Origin of the sequence: Enterobacter sp. BIDMC 26, from assembly GCF_000534435.1 — a bacterium.
GTDB classification, from domain to species: domain Bacteria; phylum Pseudomonadota; class Gammaproteobacteria; order Enterobacterales; family Enterobacteriaceae; genus Enterobacter; species Enterobacter ludwigii.
The window spans coordinates 4,330,469-4,349,086 of record NZ_KI973182.1 but is presented as its reverse complement, the minus strand read 5'-3'; the positions used below and the strand labels follow the sequence as shown (position 1 = coordinate 4,349,086).

Genomic DNA, 18,618 nt, shown 5'->3' with positions numbered 1-18,618 from the left:
GACTCGCAGGTGGACTGGCCTTACGGTAATGAACAACAGCTGGCTGGGGTAGCGGAGGAATCTCAAATTACCATCACCTTGTGCAACGCCTGCGCCAGCTGTACACGGGTAAAAGGCTTACGCAGTAACGCCACGTCCGGCAGTTGCGGGTTATGCGTCGGACGCAGATCCTGGCCGCTGATCAGCAACACCGGAAGCTGCGGATAATGGCTGCGCACATGGTTGATCACCTCGGCACCACTGAGGTTGCCGGGCAGCATTAAATCGCTAATAAACATGCCAATATCCGGTGACGCGTCCAGCATCTTCAGGGCCTGTTCGCCGTTGTCCGCTTCAAGCGTCAGATAGCCCAGCTGATGCAGCTGCTCGCACAGGGTCTGGCGGACATCGGCTTCATCTTCCAGCACCAGTACCAGGCGTTCATTTTCAATGGCAGCCGCGGCGGCCTGGGTCTCATCAGCAGAACGAACAGGCAGCGTCGAGCGTGGCAGATGCAGCCGCACGGTGGTTCCCTGCCCCGGCGCGCTTTCAATCTCCACGCGCCCACCGGACTGGCGTACAAAACCGTAGACCATCGACAGGCCTAATCCGCTACCGCTTCCGGTTTGCTTGGTCGTGAAGAACGGTTCGAAGACCCGGGATTTGACCTCCTGCGACATTCCACTTCCCCGGTCAATAACCTCCAGCGCCACCATATCCTGCCTGCGTCCGTCACTGCGGGTCACGCGCTGATTCCACGTGCGGATCTTAATAACCCCCGTCTGTTCCTCCATCGCATCACGGGCGTTCATCACCATGTTAATAATGGCGTTTTCCAGCTGGCTAACGTCTATCCACGCCGGCCACGCCGGTGATTGCGCTTCAATTTCCAGCGTCAGGGTGGCCGGCAGCGAGTGGTACATCAACTCCCGCAGGTTCTCGAGCAGCGGTTTCATCTCTACCGCGTGCGGGGTCAGGGATTGCTTGCGGGAAAACGCCAGCAGGCGCTGGGTCAGCACCGCACCACGCTCGGCGGCCTTGAGTGCCCGGGTGATACGCGGGGCGTCATGTGAGTCAGGATCGGTGAGTTCCAGACTGCCAATGATCACCGCCAGCAGGTTGTTAAAGTCATGCGCCAGACCGCCCGTCAGCTGCCCGACGGCCTTCATCTTCTGGCTGTGCACCAACGCCTCTTCCAGCCCCTGACGCTCGATGCGGTCGATCTCCATCTGCGTGGTTTTTTCTTTCAGCAGGCGGGTGGTGTGGACAAGCGAGGCGGTGTTGCGGGCAAAAACGTTAAACGCTCGAGCCAGCTCACCCAGCTCATCACGACGCTGCAGCCCGGGGACGGAAACATCCTGCTCGCCGTGAGCAAGGCGCGACATCGCCCGGGAGATGGCCGTCAGGTTGGAGGCCAGATTACGGTAGATATACCAACAGGCGCACCCGGTGATGATCAGCGCCAGCACGGCGAACACACTGATAAATACGCTGATGGAGCGCAGCTCCTGGTGACTCTGGGCAGTGCGCAGCCGGGAGGCCTGCGCCACCTGTTCAACGTACTGATTGATGTCGCTGTTTAATATCGCCACCAGCGCCTTGATGTGGAACATATACCAGCTGATCGCCAGATCGCTCTCCTCCAGCTGCGTCGAGAGCGGAACAAGCTTGTGAAGCTCGGCATTAAAATCGGGCAGGATAGCGTTCACCACGGGCTGCGTCACGCTTCGGGGCAGCGTTGCCGTCACGGCATCCAGCTGCTGAACCGTGGCGCGCGGCGAGGGCGTTTCAATAGCGGCGATGATTAGTCTGTCCATTTCCATAAGCTGTTGCGCATCCGGGACGTTGCTGGCGTAACGGCGGTTGATGTCCTGCAGATGGCGCAAATAGCTCTGGCTTTGATAGAGCGCGCTGAGAAGCGCATTACGCTCCAGATGACGCCGCTGCCCGCGCTCCAGCATGCCCGTCACGCTCTGCTGTAACTCATTACTTCTCTGAATAATTCGCGCCACCAGCGCGGGCTCCTGTTGCGCCAGTGGCGCATCGGCAAGCTGTTCCAGCGAGTGACGCAGCGCCATCTGCGTCTGCTTCAGGCGCTCGGCTTCGCCCTTGTATTCCAGCGCACCTACAACTTGCGAGAGCCGCACCGCCGCCGTTGCCACATTCGCGGTATCGCGGGCGAGGTTCATGCTGCCGGTCATGTCATCCAGCGTCTGCTGCTGCACTTGTTCCTGGATCTGGCTGGCATGACGAAAGCCGAGCACCGCCACGCCGCTGACCATCAGCGTCACCGCCACCACCAGCAGATTAAAAATCAGCAGGCGACCACGGGCGCTGGCAAAGAAGGGCGGACGGTGTGATGGCATACGGTAAGCTCCGGTGCAATGTGATGCCCTCACCCTGGCCCTCTCCTGCTGAGAGGGAAAAAGCGGGGAATTGTGATGTAAGTTAACTATTCATAACTATGACAAATATGAACGGCTTCTGACATTTTGCATTTACCAACCTGTGATGAAGTGCGGATATCGACATTCAAGGAGATCCGCCATGAGCAGAACCCCGGTACTGGAGATGCGCAACATTGCCAAAACGTTTGGCCATTTCCACGCGCTCAAGGGTGTGGATTTGACGGTGTACCCCGGTGAGATCCACGCGCTGATGGGGGAAAACGGCGCAGGAAAGAGTACCCTGATGAAGATCCTCGCGGGGGCCTATACCGCCACCAGCGGCGAGATCCTGATTGACGGACAGCCGTTTCACATCAAAGGGCCAAAGGACGCGCTGGCCGCGGGTATCACCCTCATTTATCAGGAGATGCAGCTTGCCCCCAATCTGACCGTCGCTGAAAACATTTTCCTGGGCAGCGAGCTGTCGCGCGCGGGGCTGGTACAGCGCAAAGAGATGGCCGCACAGGCGCAGGCGGTGATTGACCGTCTGGGCGCGCACTTCAAGGCGACCGACCTGGTAATGAGGCTGACCATCGCCGAGCAGCAGCAGGTTGAAATTGCCCGCGCGCTGCACCGCAACAGCCGCATTCTGGTGATGGATGAACCCACCGCCGCCCTCTCCTCACGTGAAACCCATCGCCTGTTCGAGCTGATACTGCGCCTGCGAGAGGAAGGAATGGCGATTATCTATATCAGCCACCGCATGGCGGAAGTGTATGAACTCTCCGATCGCGTCAGCGTTCTGCGTGACGGGCAGTACGTCGGTAGCCTGACGCGCGACAAACTGAACGCCTCTGAGCTGGTGAAGATGATGGTCGGCCGTCCGCTAAGCGATCTGTTTAACAAAGAGCGCGATATCCCGCTCGGCAGCCCGCGTCTTAACGTGCATCACCTTACCGACGGCAAGAAAGTGCTCCCCTGCAGTCTGCAGGTGCGTTCCGGAGAAATTGTCGGGCTGGCAGGTCTGGTGGGCGCCGGACGTTCCGAACTGGCGCAGCTGATCTTCGGCGCGCGCAAAGCCACGGGCGGCATGATTGAGGTCGACGGCGAACCGGTGGTGATCCACTCCCCGCGTGCCGCCATCGACAACGGGATCGGTTTTCTCACCGAGAACCGCAAAGAACAAGGGCTGTTCCTCGAGCTGGCCGCACAGGAGAACATCACCATGGCGACGCTGGAGCGCGACGCCACCTTCGGCATGCTGAACCGCAAAAAAGCGCAGACCATTTCTGACGATGCGATCGCCCTGCTTAACATCCGCGTGCCGCATTCACAGGTCCGCGCGGGCGGCCTGTCCGGGGGCAACCAGCAAAAGCTGCTTATCTCCCGCTGGGTGGCCATCGGCCCACGCATTCTGATTCTGGACGAACCGACGCGCGGCGTCGACGTCGGGGCGAAAAGTGAAATCTACCGCATCATGAACCAGATGGCGCGCAAGGGCGTGGCGATCCTGATGATTTCCAGCGAGCTGCCGGAAATTGTCGGCATGAGCGACCGCGTCTATGTCATGCGTGAAGGCAGCATTGCAGGTGAACTTCACGGTGCAGAAATTTCTCAGGAAAACATCATGACGCTGGCGACCGGCGTGAACGACTCTCATCATCAGGCGGTGCAACTATGACAAATTCAACCCATCCGCAGCAGGTGGCGAAGTCCGCCTCTGCCAAAAAAATGCTGATGAGCGATCTGATGCAGACGGTCGGCATTTTGCCCATCTTGATCCTGATTGTGGCGGTATTTGGTTTTATCGCGCCTAACTTCTTTACCGAAAGTAATCTGCTCAATATCACCCGCCAGGCGTCGATCAACATCGTACTGGCCGCAGGGATGACCTTCATCATTCTGACCGGCGGGATCGACCTCTCCGTCGGCTCCATTCTGGGCACCACGGCCGTGGCGGCGATGGTGGTGTCGTTAATACCTGAGTTCGCCATGCTTTCTATTCCGGCAGCGCTCATGCTCGGCCTGGTGCTGGGTTTGTTCAACGGCGCGCTGGTGGCTTTTGCCGGGCTGCCGCCGTTTATCGTGACGCTCGGTACCTATACGGCACTGCGCGGTGCGGCTTATTTGCTGGCGGACGGTACGACCGTCATTAACTCCAACATTAACTTTGAGTGGATCGGTAATAACTATCTTGGACCCATTCCGTGGCTGGTGGTGATCGCGCTGGCGGTAATTGTGCTGTGCTGGTTTATTCTGCGCCGCACCACGCTTGGCGTTCACATTTATGCGGTTGGCGGCAACATGCAGGCGGCGCGTCTGACAGGCATTAAGGTCTGGCTGGTGCTGTTGTTTGTGTACGGCATGAGCGGGCTGCTCTCGGGCCTGGGCGGCGTGATGAGTGCCTCGCGTCTCTACAGCGCCAACGGCAACCTGGGCATGGGCTACGAGCTGGATGCGATTGCGGCGGTGATCCTCGGCGGTACCAGCTTTGTCGGCGGGATCGGCACGATCACCGGCACGCTGGTGGGGGCGCTGATCATCGCCACGCTTAACAACGGCATGACGCTGATGGGCGTCTCCTACTTCTGGCAACTGGTGATCAAAGGGGCGGTGATCATCATAGCGGTGCTGATCGACAAATACCGTACCCGACACCATCAAAGTGCATAACAACAATACCCTACAAGCGAGGAAGAGAAGATGCGTTTGAAACCGTTAGTGACCGCGCTCTGTGCTGGCGCGCTGCTTGCCGCAACGCCGTTTGCGCAGGCGAAAGATCTGAAGTCCATCGGCGTGACGGTGGGCGACCTGGCCAACCCATTCTTCGTGCAGATCACCAAAGGTGCCGAGCTGGAAGCGCGCAAACTGGCGGGGGATAACGTCAAAGTGACGCTGGTCTCCAGCGGTTACGATCTCGGCCAGCAGGTGGCGCAGATCGACAACTTTATTGCGGCCAAAGTGGACATGATCATCCTAAACGCCGCGGATTCCAAAGGGATCGGCCCGGCGGTTAAACGCGCGAAAGAGGCCGGGATCGTGGTTGTCGCGGTTGACGTCGCGGCGGAAGGGGCGGATGCCACCATCACCTCCGATAACACCCAGGCGGGGGAAATGGCCTGTAAATACATTACTGATCGCCTGAAAGGCAAAGGCAACGTGGTCATCATCAACGGGCCGCCAGTGTCCGCGGTGCAAAACCGCGTCGAAGGCTGCCAGACCGAGTTCAAAAAACATCCGGATATCAAGGTGCTCTCTGATAACCAGAACGCCAAAGGTAGCCGTGAAGGCGGTCTGGAAGTGATGACCTCACTGCTGGCGGCCAATCCGAAGATCGACGGCGTGTTCGCGATTAACGATCCGACGGCGATCGGTGCCGATCTGGCGGCAAAACAGGCCCAACGCAATGAATTCTTTATCGTTGGCGTAGACGGCAGCCCGGACGGCGAAGAAGCGCTTAAGCGTGAGAACTCCCTGTTTGTCGCGACGCCGGCTCAGGATCCGCAGGTAATGGCGGCAAAAGCGGTTGAGATCGGCTATGACATTCTGCAGGGCAAACCTGCGCCTAAAGAGCCTGTGCTGATCCCGGTGACAATGATCGATAAAAAGAACGTCGGATCCTATAAAGGGTGGACAGTGAAGTGATGTAGTGCGGTTTGATGCCCTCACCCTGATCTTCTCTTCGCGGGAGAGTTGGGGTGAGGCCTGACATAGCGTCCAGGGGGCCCCATGAAACGCTCCGAAATCAATGAAATCCTTGGCCACACGCGGCAGTTCTTCTCCATGCACGATGTGCATCTCCCTCCCTTTGCCAGTTTTCCGCCGACGAAATGGCAGCAGCTTGACCCGGCCGCCTGGCAGGAAGTGTTTGATCTCAGGCTTGGCTGGGACGTAACGGCATTCGGCGGCGACCATTTTGCCGCACAGGGGCTAACGCTCTTTACCCTGCGCAATGGCTCACCGAACGGCGTGCCCTATGAAAAGTGCTATGCCGAAAAAATCATGCACGTCCGGGATGGTCAGGTGACGCCCATGCATTTTCACTGGCGTAAACGGGAAGACATCATCAACCGTGGCGGCGGAAACCTGATCGTCGAGTTATGGAATGCCGGTGCACATCAAGAACCTGAAAATACCGACGTGACCGTTACCCTCGACGGCTGTCTGCAAACCCACGCGCCCGGCAGTCAGTTACGCCTGCAACCCGGGGACAGCATCTGCCTCACCCCCGGCCTGTACCACAGTTTCTGGGGCGAACGCGGTTTTGGCGACGTACTGGTGGGGGAAGTGTCATCGGTGAATGACGATGAACACGATAACCATTTTTTACAGCCCATTGCCCGCTATAACAATATCGAAGAAGACGAACCGGCGGTGCTGGTGTTGTGCAACGAGTACAACCTGTTTCGGAAATAAGGAGTAAATAATGCCATTGATTTCTCTTGCCGACGGTCTTGAGCACGCCAGGAAACACCGCTACGCGCTCGGCGCGTTTAACGTTCTCGACTCCCATTTTTTGCGCGCGTTGTTTGCTGCCGCGAAACAGGAACGCTCGCCGTTTATCATTAATATTGCGGAAGTCCACTTTAAGTATGTCTCCCTGGAGTCGCTGGTCGAAGCAGTCAGGTTTGAAGCCGCCCGTCATGATATTCCGGTGGTGCTCAACCTCGATCACGGCCTGCATTTCGAGGCGGTGGTACGTGCGCTGCGCGTAGGCTTCAGCTCCGTGATGTTTGATGGATCCACTCTGAGCTACGAAGAAAACATTCGCCAGACGCGGGAGGTGGTGAAGATGTGCCACGCGGTTGGCGTATCGGTAGAAGCGGAGCTGGGTGCGGTAGGCGGTGACGAAGGTGGCGCGTTGTATGGCCAGGCGGATGAAGCGTTGTTTACGGACCCGCTGCGGGCGCGCGAGTTTGTCGATGCCACCGGCATTGATGCGCTGGCGGTCGCCATTGGCAACGCGCACGGTAAATACAAAGGCGAGCCAAAACTCGATTTCCCTCGTCTGGACGCCATTCGCCAGCAGACCGGCCTGCCGTTGGTCTTACACGGCGGCTCCGGCATCAGCGATGCCGATTTTCGTCGCGCCATCGAACTGGGGATCCATAAAATCAACTTTTATACCGGCATGTCACAGGCCGCGCTCTCCGCCGTTGAGCAACGGATGGCAAAACGTCAGCCTCTGTACGATGAATTTGCAGAACTGTTGCTGGGTATAGAAGAGGCGATTACCGATACGGTCGCCGCGCAAATGCGCATCTTTGGCAGCGTGGGGCAGGCATAATGGAACGTAAAGGGATTATCGCCGCCGGCAATATGCTGGTGGATCACGTCCACCAGATTGTGCAATGGCCGGAGCGCGGCTGGCTGGCGGAGATTACCCACAGCGAACGTTCAACCGGCGGTGCGCCGCTGAACGTCCTGCTGACGCTGGCCAAAATGCACGTTGGCCTGCCGCTGCAGGCCGTCGGCCTGATTGGCGAAGATAGCGACGGCGATTACATCCTGGCGATGCTCGACCAGTATCACATCAACCGCCAGCGGGTGCAGCGCACGACCTTTGCGCCAACCTCTATGTCGCAGGTTATGACCGACCCCAGCGGGCAGCGCACTTTTTTCCACTCCCCGGGCGCCAACCGTCTTCTGGATCTGCCCGCCTTCGACCGCCTCGACGGCGCGATGAAGATTTTCCACCTCGGCTACCTGTTACTGCTCGACAGCCTGGATATGCCCGATGACGAGTACGGCACCCGCAGCGCACGGCTGCTGGCCCAGATGCGCGATCAGGGGTATGAAACCTCGCTCGATCTGGTCTCGCGAAAGGGTGACCCGCGCTATCAGCCGCTGGTCCTCCCTGCCCTGCGCCATCTTGATTATCTGGTCATCAACGAACTGGAAGCCGGCGAGTTTAGCGGGCTGGAAATGCGCGACGAGAACGATGCCCCGCACATTGCCCATATCGCGGAAGCCGCCTCACAGCTTCTGACGGCTGGCGTGCGTCAGCGGGTGGTGATCCACTGTCCGGAAGGGGCGTGGGGGTTAACACCGGACGATGAAGGACGCTGGATCCCCTCCTGGTTGCTGGAGCGGGAAGAGATTATCGGCAGCGTCGGAGCGGGTGATGCCTTCTGCGCAGGCTTCTTATACGGCTGCCATGAAGCGTTGCCGCTGGTCGAGAGTATTTATCTGGCCCATGCCTGCGCGCGGGCAAGCCTGCTGGCTGCGAACGCCATTGATGGGGCAAAAACGCTGGCCGAGCTGCAGCTGTTTATTAAAGAGAATATTTAAGCCGCTTTCTCGCTGTGAGACACATCGGCAGCAAAGACGTAGCCCAGCCCCCGGACGGTTTTAATGAGTGCGGGCTGATGCGGGTTGGCTTCTATTTTACGGCGCAGGCGCATGATCAACACATCGATTGTGCGGTCGAACACCTCGGCACTTTCGCTGTGCGTCAGCTCGAGCAGTTGTTCCCGGCTGAGCACCCGCCGGGCGTTCTGGGTGAGCGCCAGCAGCAGACCATATTCTCCCTGGGTCAACGGTACGGGGTTACGCTGCGGATCGCTGAGTTCACAACGGGAGGTATCCAGCGTCCAGCCATTGAACGTCACGCCCGCCACGCGTGGCACCGGGGTATCTGCGGCCAGCGCCCCGGTCCGGCGAAGCACGGCTTTAACCCGGGCAACCACCACGCGCGGGTTAAACGGTTTGCCAATATAATCGTCGGCCCCCATCTCCAGCCCCACCACCACGTCTGACTCACTGCCCAGCCCGGTCAGCATCACCACCGGCAGCTCCGGACGTTGCTTTTGCAGGTGCAGTAATACCTGCAGGCCGTTGATATCCGGCAGCATCATATCCAGCAGGACAAGGGCGATGTGTGGCTCATGCTGAACCAGACTCAGCGCGTCCTGGCCGTTATGGCAGACGAGCACGCTAAAGACGTGCTCACTCAGCACATCCTGCAGCAGCTCGCAGACTGCGGTATCGTCATCAACCACCAGAATCGCCGGTTTCATCGCATGCTTCCATCAGGGGATTATGTTAAGTCTGAACTATTCTGCCGTCGGCTCCAGCCAATTTGACTTTTACATGACGGAATTACAACCCATGTCACATCCACTGCCCATTCGACACGTCAATTTTGACGATTGGCTGTTTTTCGTCAGGGTTTTGCCCCTCTGTTGGCCGTAAAGTCTGCTGATACCCACAATAAAAACATGGCATAGAAGCTGCATAGTGGGGCGTAAGCATTGATTAACTGGAGCAGACTGATGAAAAAAGTCGTCACGGTTTGCCCTTATTGTGCCTCGGGTTGCAAGATCAACCTGGTGGTCGATAACGGCAAAATCGTCCGGGCGGAGGCCGCCCAGGGGAAAACCAACCAGGGCACGCTGTGCCTGAAAGGCTACTACGGCTGGGATTTTATTAACGATACCCAAATCCTTACCCCACGCCTGAAAACCCCTATGATTCGCCGCGAGCGCGGTGGCAAGCTGGAAGCCGTCTCCTGGAGCGAGGCGCTGGATTATGTCGCCACGCGCCTGAGCGCCATCAAAGCCAAGTATGGCCCGGATACGATCCAGACTACCGGCTCTTCACGCGGTACCGGTAATGAAACCAACTATGTAATGCAAAAATTCGCGCGCGCCGTTATTGGTACCAATAACGTCGACTGCTGCGCTCGCGTCTGACACGGCCCATCGGTTGCAGGTCTGCACCAGTCGGTCGGTAACGGCGCTATGAGTAACGCGATCAACGAGATAGATAACACCGATCTCGTGTTTATTTTTGGCTATAACCCGGCGGATTCTCACCCTATCGTCGCGAACCACGTGATTCGCGCCAAACAGAATGGGGCGAAAATCATCGTCTGCGATCCGCGCAAAATTGAAACGGCACGTATTGCGGATATGCACATTGCACTGAAAAACGGCTCGAATATCGCGCTGTTGAATGCGATGGGCCACGTCATTATCGAGGAGAATCTCTACGACCAGGCGTTCGTCGCGACCCGTACGGAAGGGTTTGACGAGTATCGGAAAATTGTCGAAGGCTACACGCCGGAGTCCGTCGAAGCGATAACCGGCGTAAGCGCGCAAGAGATCCGCCAGGCAGCGCGGATGTACGCCGGGGCGAAAACCGCGGCCATTTTGTGGGGCATGGGCGTAACCCAGTTCTATCAGGGCGTGGAAACCGTACGCTCCCTGACAAGCCTCGCGATGCTGACCGGAAATCTGGGCAAACCGCATGTGGGCGTGAACCCGGTACGTGGTCAGAATAACGTGCAGGGTGCGTGTGACATGGGCGCACTGCCGGATACCTATCCGGGCTATCAGTACGTTAAATTCCCGGAAAATCGGGAGAAATTCGCGAAGGCCTGGGGCGTGGAGAGCCTGCCGGAACATACCGGGTATCGCATCAGCGAGCTGCCGCACCGTGCGGCGCACGGTGAAGTGCGTGCCGCCTACATTATGGGTGAAGATCCGCTGCAGACCGACGCCGAGCTGTCAGCGGTGCGTAAAGGCTTTGAGGATCTCGAACTGGTGATTGTCCAGGACATCTTTATGACCAAAACCGCGGCGGCGGCGGATGTGATTTTACCGTCAACGTCATGGGGCGAGCATGAAGGTGTTTACACGGCGGCAGACCGCGGCTTCCAGCGCTTCTTCAAAGCGGTGGAGCCGAAGTGGGATCTGAAAACCGACTGGCAGATCATCAGCGAAATCGCCACCCGCATGGGTTATCCGATGCACTACAACAACACCCAGGAAATCTGGGACGAGTTGCGCAAACTGTGTCCGGACTTCACCGGTGCCACCTATGAGAAAATGGGTGAACTGGGGTATATCCAGTGGCCGTGCCGCGATGAGTCAGAGGCCGATCAGGGCACGTCGTATCTCTTTAAAGAGAAGTTCGACACCCCGAACGGACTGGCGCAGTTCTTCACCTGCGACTGGGTCGCGCCAATCGATAAACTCACCGATGAGTATCCGATGGTGCTCTCTACCGTGCGTGAAGTGGGCCACTACTCCTGTCGTTCGATGACCGGTAACTGTGCTGCGCTGGCGGCACTGGCGGATGAACCGGGCTATGCGCAGATCAACACCGCTGACGCAGAGCGTCTGGGTATTGAAGATGAAGCCCTGATCTGGGTGCACTCGCGTAAAGGACGCATCATTACCCGTGCGCAGGTCAGCGACCGACCTAACAAAGGGGCGGTCTATATGACCTACCAGTGGTGGATTGGTGCCTGCAACGAACTGGTGACGGAGAACTTAAGCCCGATAACCAAAACGCCGGAGTATAAGTACTGCGCCGTACGCGTGGAGTCGATTGCTGACCAGCACGCCGCGGAACAGTATGTGATTGACGAATATAGCAAGCTGAAAGCCAGACTGCGTGAAAGCGCGTTGGGTTAATGCCGTTAATTAATCGATGAATAAAAGGGGGTGACTTATTCACCCCTTTTTTATTTCTTAATAAGCTATTTATATTATCAATATATATTGTGCACGCTGCCCCGCAGCAATAATGTCATTAGCACCGAAATAAATACCCGGCTTTGTATTTTAATTCAGTGAGAGAATCTCCCCCGCGAGCGTCTAATGCCCTCTTTCACAAGCATTATTGTGAGACGAAACGCGGCGGACACCGGGAAATGTTCCTTCACCTTTACCGCGCCCGTTTTTTTCTTCTGCGACGACGATTATACTGCGCGGCGTGTACCCAGATGATAAGAATCCATGAAATCAATTTTTCTGATGTTGTTATTTTTTACGTCACTCGTCCACGCGGATGAGATTGGCAGCCAGTACAAGCAACAGGCGGAAGCGGGTGACGCCCGCGCCCAGTATTACCTTGCCGATACCTACTTCAGTTCCGGCGACAGCAAGCAGGCCGCGCAGTGGGCAGAGAAAGCAGCAAAAGGGGGCGATGTCGACGCCATGGCGTTGTTATCGCAAATCCAGTTTACACAGGGCGATTACGCGCAGGCCAAAGCGCTGGCGCAGCAGGCCACTATCGCCGGCAGTAAACGCGGCGCAATTATGCTGGCACGCGTGCTGGTCAACACCCAGGCAGGGAAAACTGACTATCCACAGGCCATCGCACTGCTGCAAACGGCAACCGAAGATATCGACAACGACTCCGCGGTGGATGCGCAAATGCTGCTGGGGATGATTTATGCCAACGGCGTTGAGGTGGCGCAGGACGACGTCAAAGCCGCGTCGTGGTTCAAACGCAGCTCCTCCCTTTCGCGTACGGGTTACGCGGAGTACTGGGCCGGAATGCTGTTCCAGCAGGGCGAGAAAGGCTTTATAACGCCGAATAAGCAGAAAGCGCTCTACTGGCTGAACCTGAGCTGTACCGAAGGATTTGATACGGGATGTGAAGAATTTGACGCGTTGAGTGGGGAGTAAAGTCTCTTACACGGCCCTCTCTTTTAGCAGAGAGGGAATGCGAAAAGGCCGGGTTAACCCCGGCCTTTTTATTTTACTGGTCTGCGGTCTTATCAAAACGACCCAGCACTTCGCGTTCATACGCCAGCGCTTTTTTACGGTCGAATTTGTGCTCCCACTTAGCGATAACCAGCACCGCCAGGGCGTTACCCACCACATTCAACGCCGTACGCGCCATGTCGAGGATACGGTCGACACCGGCGATAAACGCCAGACCTTCCAGCGGGATCCCTACGCTGCCCAGGGTGGCCAGCAGCACGACAAAGGAGACGCCAGGTACGCCTGCGATGCCTTTTGAGGTCACCATGAGGGTCAGCACCAGCACGATCTCCTGCCACAGAGACAGGTCAATGCCGTACAGCTGAGCAATAAAGATAGCCGCAATACTCTGGTACAGCGTTGAGCCGTCCAGGTTAAAGGAGTAGCCGGTTGGCACCACAAAGCTGGTAATCGACGCCGGCGCGCCGTAGGCCTCCATCTTCTCGATAATACGCGGCAGTACGCTTTCAGAGCTTGCCGTGGAGTACGCGAGAATCAACTCATCTTTGAGAATACGGATCAGGATCCAGATGCTCAGCCCACACAGGCGCGCCACAATTCCCAGCACCACCAGCGCGAAGAACAGGATGGCGAAGTGAACCAGAATCACCAGCTTCGCCAACGGCCACAGGGAGGCGAAACCGAAGTTCGCCACGGTTACCGCGATAAGCGCAAACACCCCAACCGGCGCGTAGCGCATCACCATGTGAGTCACTTTGAACATGGTTTCAGAAATTGAGCGGAACACGGTGACCAGCGGTTCACGGTGCGTGGCAGGCAGGGAGGAGAGACCCAGACCAAACAACACCGAGAAGAAGATGATCGGCAGCATCTCGCCCTTCGCCATGGAAGCCACGATGTTGGTCGGCACCAGCGAAAGGATGGTTCCCATCAGGCCATGCGCGTGGCTCTGTACTTCAGCGGTAGTGCTTTGATATTTAGAAATATCCACCGTCGCCAGCTGCGACATATCGATCCCGGATCCTGGCTGGAACACGTTCGCCAGTGTGATGCCCAGAATGATGGCAATCGTCGTGATCACTTCGAAATAAAGAATTGTCTTCGCGCCGATACGGCCTAACTGTTTTGCATCCCCCACACCGGCAATGCCGACGACCAGCGTTGAGATAACAATCGGTACGACAATCATCTTGATCAGATGAATAAAGATATCTCCTGCCGGGGAGAGCAGGTTCGCAATCAGCCACTCGCGGCTGTCGCTGTGATAATGCAGGTAACTACCCAGCAGGATACCCAGCACAAGGGCTAGCAAGATTTGCCAGGCCAGGCTGACTTTAACGTTTTTCATAGAAACTGACTTCCTCAATGAAGCGCCCTATTCACATAAACTGCATGAATATGGATACATACTGAAAGGGTATGAATTGTGTTGCGTTGGTTTATGGGATTTTTTAACGCGGCGTATGAGTATCATTTGCGCGGCATGTTGCGCAAGCCTTAAAGAACGGCACATTTCGCTGCAAAAAGCGGTCATGACGTGAGTTTGTCACAATTCCAATCAATAACTTTTTGTTATAAAAAGGCTTTTTTAATCGAAATTGTGAATAATCGGCACGGTGAATTATTTTCCTTCAAAGTTTCATTCGCTCATTTTTCATACTCTTCAAACAATGCGTGATCTGTAGCCCAAATAATAAACAAAGCTTGTAAAGCCCCTACTATTAACGTTTTTGCGACATATTATTAACATCTTACAAGGAGAAAAAAAGCCATGAGCCAAGTACATAAACACGACATTCCCGCAAACATTGCGGACCGTTGCCTGATAAACCCGGAGCAGTACCACGAGAAGTATCAGCAATCCGTCTCCAGCCCGGACGTCTTCTGGGGTGAGCAGGGCCATATTCTTGACTGGATTAAACCTTATCAGAAGGTGAAGAACACCTCCTTTGCGCCCGGCAACGTCTCCATTAAATGGTACGAAGACGGCACGCTGAACCTGGCAGCAAACTGTCTTGACCGCCACCTTGCCGAACGCGGTAATGAAACGGCCATTATCTGGGAGGGCGACGACGCCTCTCAAAGCAAACACATTACTTATAAAGAACTGCGCCGCGACGTGTGCCGCTTTGCCAACGTTCTGCTGGAAAGGGGCATTAAAAAAGGCGACGTGGTGGCTATCTATATGCCAATGGTGCCTGAAGCGGCGGTAGCCATGCTGGCCTGCGCGCGTATCGGTGCGATTCACTCGGTGATTTTTGGCGGCTTCTCACCGGAAGCGGTCGCCGGACGTATTGTCGATTCCAGCTCGAAACTGGTGATCACGGCCGATGAAGGCGTGCGCGCTGGCCGTGGCATTCCCCTGAAGAAAAACGTCGATGAAGCGCTGAAAAATCCGAACGTGAAAACCGTCAGCAACGTCATCGTCCTCAAGCGTACCGGCGGCAAGATCGACTGGAACGAAGGACGCGACCTGTGGTGGAGCGATCTGATTGAAAAAGCCAGCGACCAGCATCAGCCGGAAGAGATGAACGCGGAAGATCCGCTGTTTATTCTTTACACCTCCGGCTCAACCGGCAAACCGAAAGGCGTGCTGCACACCACCGGCGGCTATCTGGTCTATGCCGCTACCACCTTCAAGTACGTATTCGACTACCATCCGGGCGACATTTACTGGTGTACTGCCGACGTAGGCTGGGTCACCGGTCACAGCTACCTGCTTTACGGCCCGCTGGCCTGTGGTGCCACTACGCTGATGTTTGAAGGCGTACCGAACTGGCCAACGCCGGCGCGCATGTGTCAGGTGGTCGACAAACACAAGGTCAATATTCTCTATACCGCCCCAACGGCGATCCGCGCATTAATGGCGGAAGGCGATAAGGCCATTGAAGGCACTGACCGCTCTTCGCTGCGCATCCTCGGTTCCGTTGGCGAGCCCATCAACCCGGAAGCCTGGGAGTGGTACTGGAAGAAAATCGGCAACGAAAAATGTCCGGTAATGGACACCTGGTGGCAGACCGAAACCGGCGGCTTTATGATCACCCCTATGCCGGGTGCGACGCAGTTAAAAGCCGGTTCAGCAACTCAACCGTTCTTCGGCGTACAACCTGCGCTGGTGGATAACGAAGGTAATCCGCTGGACGGGGCCACCGAAGGCAATCTGGTGATCACCGATTCCTGGCCGGGCCAGGCGCGTACCCTGTTCGGCGACCACGAGCGCTTTGAGCAGACCTACTTCTCCACCTTTAAAAACATGTACTTTAGCGGTGACGGCGCCCGGCGTGACGAGGACGGTTATTACTGGATAACCGGGCGCGTGGACGACGTGCTGAACGTCTCCGGCCACCGTCTGGGTACCGCGGAGATTGAATCCGCGCTGGTATCTCATCCGAAGATTGCCGAAGCCGCCGTCGTTGGGATCCCACACAACATTAAAGGCCAGGCGATTTACGCCTACGTCACGCTGAATCATGGCGAAGAGCCGTCACCAGAGCTGTATGCCGAGGTGCGCAACTGGGTACGTAAAGAGATTGGCCCGCTTGCCACGCCGGACGTGCTGCACTGGACCGACTCTCTGCCGAAAACCCGCTCAGGCAAAATTATGCGCCGCATATTGCGCAAAATCGCAGCCGGTGACACCAGCAACCTCGGTGATACCTCAACGCTTGCCGATCCTGGCGTGGTGGAAAAACTGCTCGAAGAGAAGCAGTCCATCGCAATGCCATCGTAACGCGATCTCCCCTCTCCCCCCGGGAGAGGGAATAAAAAACCTCCCCTATAAATACTTCTGGAGACCTCTGATGAATAACGATATTTGTCAGCAGATAGAGAATAGTGCGCACTACAGGGAGCTCGTGGATAAACGGCAACGGTTTGCCTTCTTACTTTCCATCATCATGCTGATTATTTACGTCGGCTTTATTCTGCTGATTGCCTTTGCCCCACACTGGCTCGGTACGCCGCTGCACGCGGGCACCAGCGTCACGCGCGGAATTCCGATTGGGATTGGCGTGATAATCATTTCGTTTGTGCTGACCGGCGTGTACGTCTGGCGCGCCAATGGCGAATTCGATCGTCTTAACAGAGCAGTCCTGGCAGAGGTAAAAGCATCATGAAGAGAGTCCTGACGGCGCTTGCCGCCACACTTCCCTTTGCCGCCAACGCCGCTGATGCCATCACCGGCGAGGTACAGCGCCAGCCAACCAACTGGCAGGCGATTATCATGTTCCTGATTTTCGTGCTGCTGACGCTGTACATCACGTACTGGGCCTCGAAACGCGTGCGCTCCCGTAATGATTACTACACCGCAGGCGGCAACATTACCGGTTTTCAGAACGGGCTGGCGATTGCAGGCGACTTTATGTCCGCCGCTTCCTTCCTCGGTATCTCCGCGCTGGTGTACACCTCCGGCTACGATGGTCTGATTTACTCCCTCGGCTTCCTCGTGGGCTGGCCGATTATTTTGTTCCTGATCGCAGAACGCTTGCGCAACCTGGGCCGCTATACCTTCGCAGACGTGGCCTCCTACCGGCTGAAGCAGGGGCCGATTCGTACCCTCTCCGCCTGCGGCTCGCTGGTGGTGGTCGCGCTGTATCTGATTGCGCAGATGGTCGGCGCGGGTAAATTGATCGAACTGTTGTTCGGCCTGAACTACCACATCGCGGTGGTGCTGGTGGGTGTGCTGATGGTGATGTACGTCCTGTTCGGCGGCATGCTGGCCACGACCTGGGTGCAAATCATCAAAGCGGTCCTGCTGCTGTTCGGCGCCAGCTTTATGGCCTTTATGGTCATGAAACACGTCGGGTTCAGCTTCAATAATCTGTTCACTGAAGCGATGGCGGTACACCCGAAAGGGGAAGCGATCATGAGCCCTGGCGGGCTGGTGAAAGACCCTATTTCTGCGCTTTCGCTCGGTCTGGGTCTGATGTTTGGTACGGCTGGCTTGCCGCACATCCTGATGCGTTTCTTCACCGTGAGCGATGCGCGTGAAGCGCGCAAAAGCGTCTTCTACGCCACGGGCTTTATGGGTTACTTCTACATCCTGACCTTTATCATTGGTTTTGGCGCCATCATGCTGGTGGGGGCGAATCCCGCGTTTAAAGACGCGGCGGGCGGGCTGATTGGCGGTAACAACATGGCGGCAGTGCATCTGGCCGACGCGGTAGGCGGTAACCTGTTCCTTGGCTTTATCTCGGCCGTGGCCTTCGCCACCATCCTCGCGGTGGTTGCCGGGCTGACGCTGGCGGGTGCGTCTGCGGTATCGCACGACCTCTATGCCAACGTTATCCGCAAAGGAGCAAGCGAACGTGATGAGCTGAAAGTCTCGAAAATCACCGTGCTGGTGCTGGGCGTGGTCGCTATTCTGCTGGGGATCTTGTTCGAGAAGCAGAACATCGCCTTTATGGTGGGGCTGGCCTTCTCCATTGCGGCAAGCTGTAACTTCCCTATCATCCTGCTCTCCATGTACTGGTCAAAACTGACCACCCGTGGGGCGATGATTGGCGGCTGGCTGGGGCTTTTGACGGCAGTGATTCTGATGGTCCTTGGCCCGACAATTTGGGTACAGATCCTCGGTCACGAAAGCGCTATCTTCCCGTATGAATACCCGGCGCTGTTCTCCATTGCCGTGGCGTTTATTGGTATCTGGGTCTTCTCCGCGACCGATAACTCGCCGGAAGGTAACCTGGAGCGTGAGAAATTCCGCGCCCAGTTTATCCGCTCACAAACGGGTCTGGGCGTCGAGCAAGGCCGCGCGCACTAACCTCGTCTCCCCGGCCTTACTGGCCGGGGAA

General features: G+C 56.8%; 14 protein-coding genes. 11 read left to right on the top strand and 3 right to left on the bottom strand.

Annotation, left to right across the window (positions count from 1 at the left end):
- Positions 1-62 precede the first annotated feature (62 nt).
- Positions 63-2,345: an ATP-binding protein gene (locus L462_RS03085; RefSeq protein WP_032679400.1), complete on the bottom strand. Its 2,283-nt coding sequence runs from the start codon at positions 2,343-2,345 to the stop codon at positions 63-65.
- Positions 2,346-2,526: 181 nt separating this feature from the next.
- Between L462_RS03085 and L462_RS03090 the strand changes: the two genes are divergently transcribed.
- The 6 genes from L462_RS03090 (at position 2,527) to L462_RS03115 (ending at position 8,657) form a co-directional block, all read left to right on the top strand.
- Entirely contained in the window at positions 2,527-4,047 is a 1,521-nt protein-coding gene (locus L462_RS03090) for a sugar ABC transporter ATP-binding protein (RefSeq protein WP_020882824.1), read from the top strand.
- Positions 4,044-5,039, top strand: coding sequence for an ABC transporter permease subunit (locus tag L462_RS03095; RefSeq protein WP_014168244.1), 996 nt, complete (start codon positions 4,044-4,046; stop codon positions 5,037-5,039). Before L462_RS03090 ends, L462_RS03095 begins: the two co-directional genes overlap by 4 nt.
- Positions 5,040-5,069: 30 nt before the next feature.
- Positions 5,070-6,011 carry an ABC transporter substrate-binding protein gene (locus tag L462_RS03100; RefSeq protein WP_014168243.1) on the top strand — a complete coding sequence of 314 codons (942 nt, stop codon included), beginning with the start codon at positions 5,070-5,072 and terminating at the stop codon, positions 6,009-6,011.
- Between the two features lie 84 nt (positions 6,012-6,095).
- Positions 6,096-6,782 (top strand): D-lyxose/D-mannose isomerase, encoded by a 687-nt coding sequence (locus L462_RS03105; protein WP_014168242.1) that lies wholly within the window; start codon positions 6,096-6,098, stop codon positions 6,780-6,782.
- Positions 6,783-6,792: 10 nt separating this feature from the next.
- Complete coding sequence (locus tag L462_RS03110; RefSeq protein ID WP_032679399.1) at positions 6,793-7,653, top strand: ketose 1,6-bisphosphate aldolase; 861 nt, start codon at positions 6,793-6,795, stop codon at positions 7,651-7,653.
- Positions 7,650-8,657, top strand: coding sequence for a carbohydrate kinase family protein (locus L462_RS03115; RefSeq protein ID WP_155964451.1), 1,008 nt, complete (start codon positions 7,650-7,652; stop codon positions 8,655-8,657). Before L462_RS03110 ends, L462_RS03115 begins: the two co-directional genes overlap by 4 nt.
- On the opposite strand, the gene L462_RS03120 is transcribed toward L462_RS03115, so the two are convergent.
- Positions 8,654-9,385 carry a response regulator gene (locus tag L462_RS03120; RefSeq protein ID WP_014168239.1) on the bottom strand — a complete coding sequence of 244 codons (732 nt, stop codon included), beginning with the start codon at positions 9,383-9,385 and terminating at the stop codon, positions 8,654-8,656. The two genes, L462_RS03115 and L462_RS03120, sit on opposite strands and share 4 nt — an antisense overlap.
- A gap of 255 nt (positions 9,386-9,640) precedes the next feature.
- Between L462_RS03120 and fdhF the strand changes: the two genes are divergently transcribed.
- Positions 9,641-11,788, top strand: a complete 2,148-nt coding sequence (gene fdhF, locus L462_RS03130; RefSeq protein ID WP_082209495.1) for a formate dehydrogenase subunit alpha — start codon at positions 9,641-9,643, stop codon at positions 11,786-11,788.
- A gap of 324 nt (positions 11,789-12,112) precedes the next feature.
- Positions 12,113-12,787 (top strand): tetratricopeptide repeat protein, encoded by a 675-nt coding sequence (locus L462_RS03135; RefSeq protein ID WP_014168236.1) that lies wholly within the window; start codon positions 12,113-12,115, stop codon positions 12,785-12,787.
- 73 nt (positions 12,788-12,860) lie between these two features.
- Here L462_RS03135 and gltP read toward each other — a convergent pair whose 3' ends face one another.
- The gene (gene gltP, locus L462_RS03140; protein ID WP_013095082.1) at positions 12,861-14,174 is read right to left on the bottom strand and encodes a glutamate/aspartate:proton symporter GltP; all 1,314 of its coding nucleotides are present in this window, start codon (positions 14,172-14,174) and stop codon (positions 12,861-12,863) included.
- A gap of 423 nt (positions 14,175-14,597) precedes the next feature.
- Here gltP and acs point away from each other — a divergent pair, with 423 nt between their 5' ends.
- The 3 genes from acs to actP all read left to right on the top strand — a co-directional run bounded on the left by acs (position 14,598) and on the right by actP (position 18,587).
- Positions 14,598-16,556 (top strand): acetate--CoA ligase, encoded by a 1,959-nt coding sequence (gene acs, locus L462_RS03145; protein WP_032679395.1) that lies wholly within the window; start codon positions 14,598-14,600, stop codon positions 16,554-16,556.
- A 70-nt stretch (positions 16,557-16,626) separates the two neighbouring features.
- Positions 16,627-16,941: a DUF485 domain-containing protein gene (locus tag L462_RS03150; RefSeq protein ID WP_014168233.1), complete on the top strand. Its 315-nt coding sequence runs from the start codon at positions 16,627-16,629 to the stop codon at positions 16,939-16,941.
- Complete coding sequence (actP, locus tag L462_RS03155; RefSeq protein ID WP_014168232.1) at positions 16,938-18,587, top strand: cation/acetate symporter ActP; 1,650 nt, start codon at positions 16,938-16,940, stop codon at positions 18,585-18,587. The genes L462_RS03150 and actP overlap by 4 nt, the downstream gene beginning before the upstream one ends.
- Positions 18,588-18,618: the final 31 nt, after the last annotated feature.

Bases quoted from the DNA above. Each gene is read 5' to 3' on its own strand.
- L462_RS03110 (WP_032679399.1), top strand. From the start codon at position 6,793: ATGCCATTGATTTCTCTTGCCGACGGTCTTGAGCACGCCAGGAAACAC.
- L462_RS03095 (WP_014168244.1), top strand. From the start codon at position 4,044: ATGACAAATTCAACCCATCCGCAGCAGGTGGCGAAGTCCGCCTCTGCC.
- L462_RS03100 (WP_014168243.1), top strand. From the start codon at position 5,070: ATGCGTTTGAAACCGTTAGTGACCGCGCTCTGTGCTGGCGCGCTGCTT.
- actP (WP_014168232.1), top strand. From the start codon at position 16,938: ATGAAGAGAGTCCTGACGGCGCTTGCCGCCACACTTCCCTTTGCCGCC.
- L462_RS03085 (WP_032679400.1), bottom strand. From the start codon at position 2,345: ATGCCATCACACCGTCCGCCCTTCTTTGCCAGCGCCCGTGGTCGCCTG.
- L462_RS03120 (WP_014168239.1), bottom strand. From the start codon at position 9,385: ATGAAACCGGCGATTCTGGTGGTTGATGACGATACCGCAGTCTGCGAG.
- L462_RS03090 (WP_020882824.1), top strand. From the start codon at position 2,527: ATGAGCAGAACCCCGGTACTGGAGATGCGCAACATTGCCAAAACGTTT.
- acs (WP_032679395.1), top strand. From the start codon at position 14,598: ATGAGCCAAGTACATAAACACGACATTCCCGCAAACATTGCGGACCGT.
- L462_RS03135 (WP_014168236.1), top strand. From the start codon at position 12,113: ATGAAATCAATTTTTCTGATGTTGTTATTTTTTACGTCACTCGTCCAC.
- gltP (WP_013095082.1), bottom strand. From the start codon at position 14,174: ATGAAAAACGTTAAAGTCAGCCTGGCCTGGCAAATCTTGCTAGCCCTT.
- L462_RS03150 (WP_014168233.1), top strand. From the start codon at position 16,627: ATGAATAACGATATTTGTCAGCAGATAGAGAATAGTGCGCACTACAGG.
- L462_RS03105 (WP_014168242.1), top strand. From the start codon at position 6,096: ATGAAACGCTCCGAAATCAATGAAATCCTTGGCCACACGCGGCAGTTC.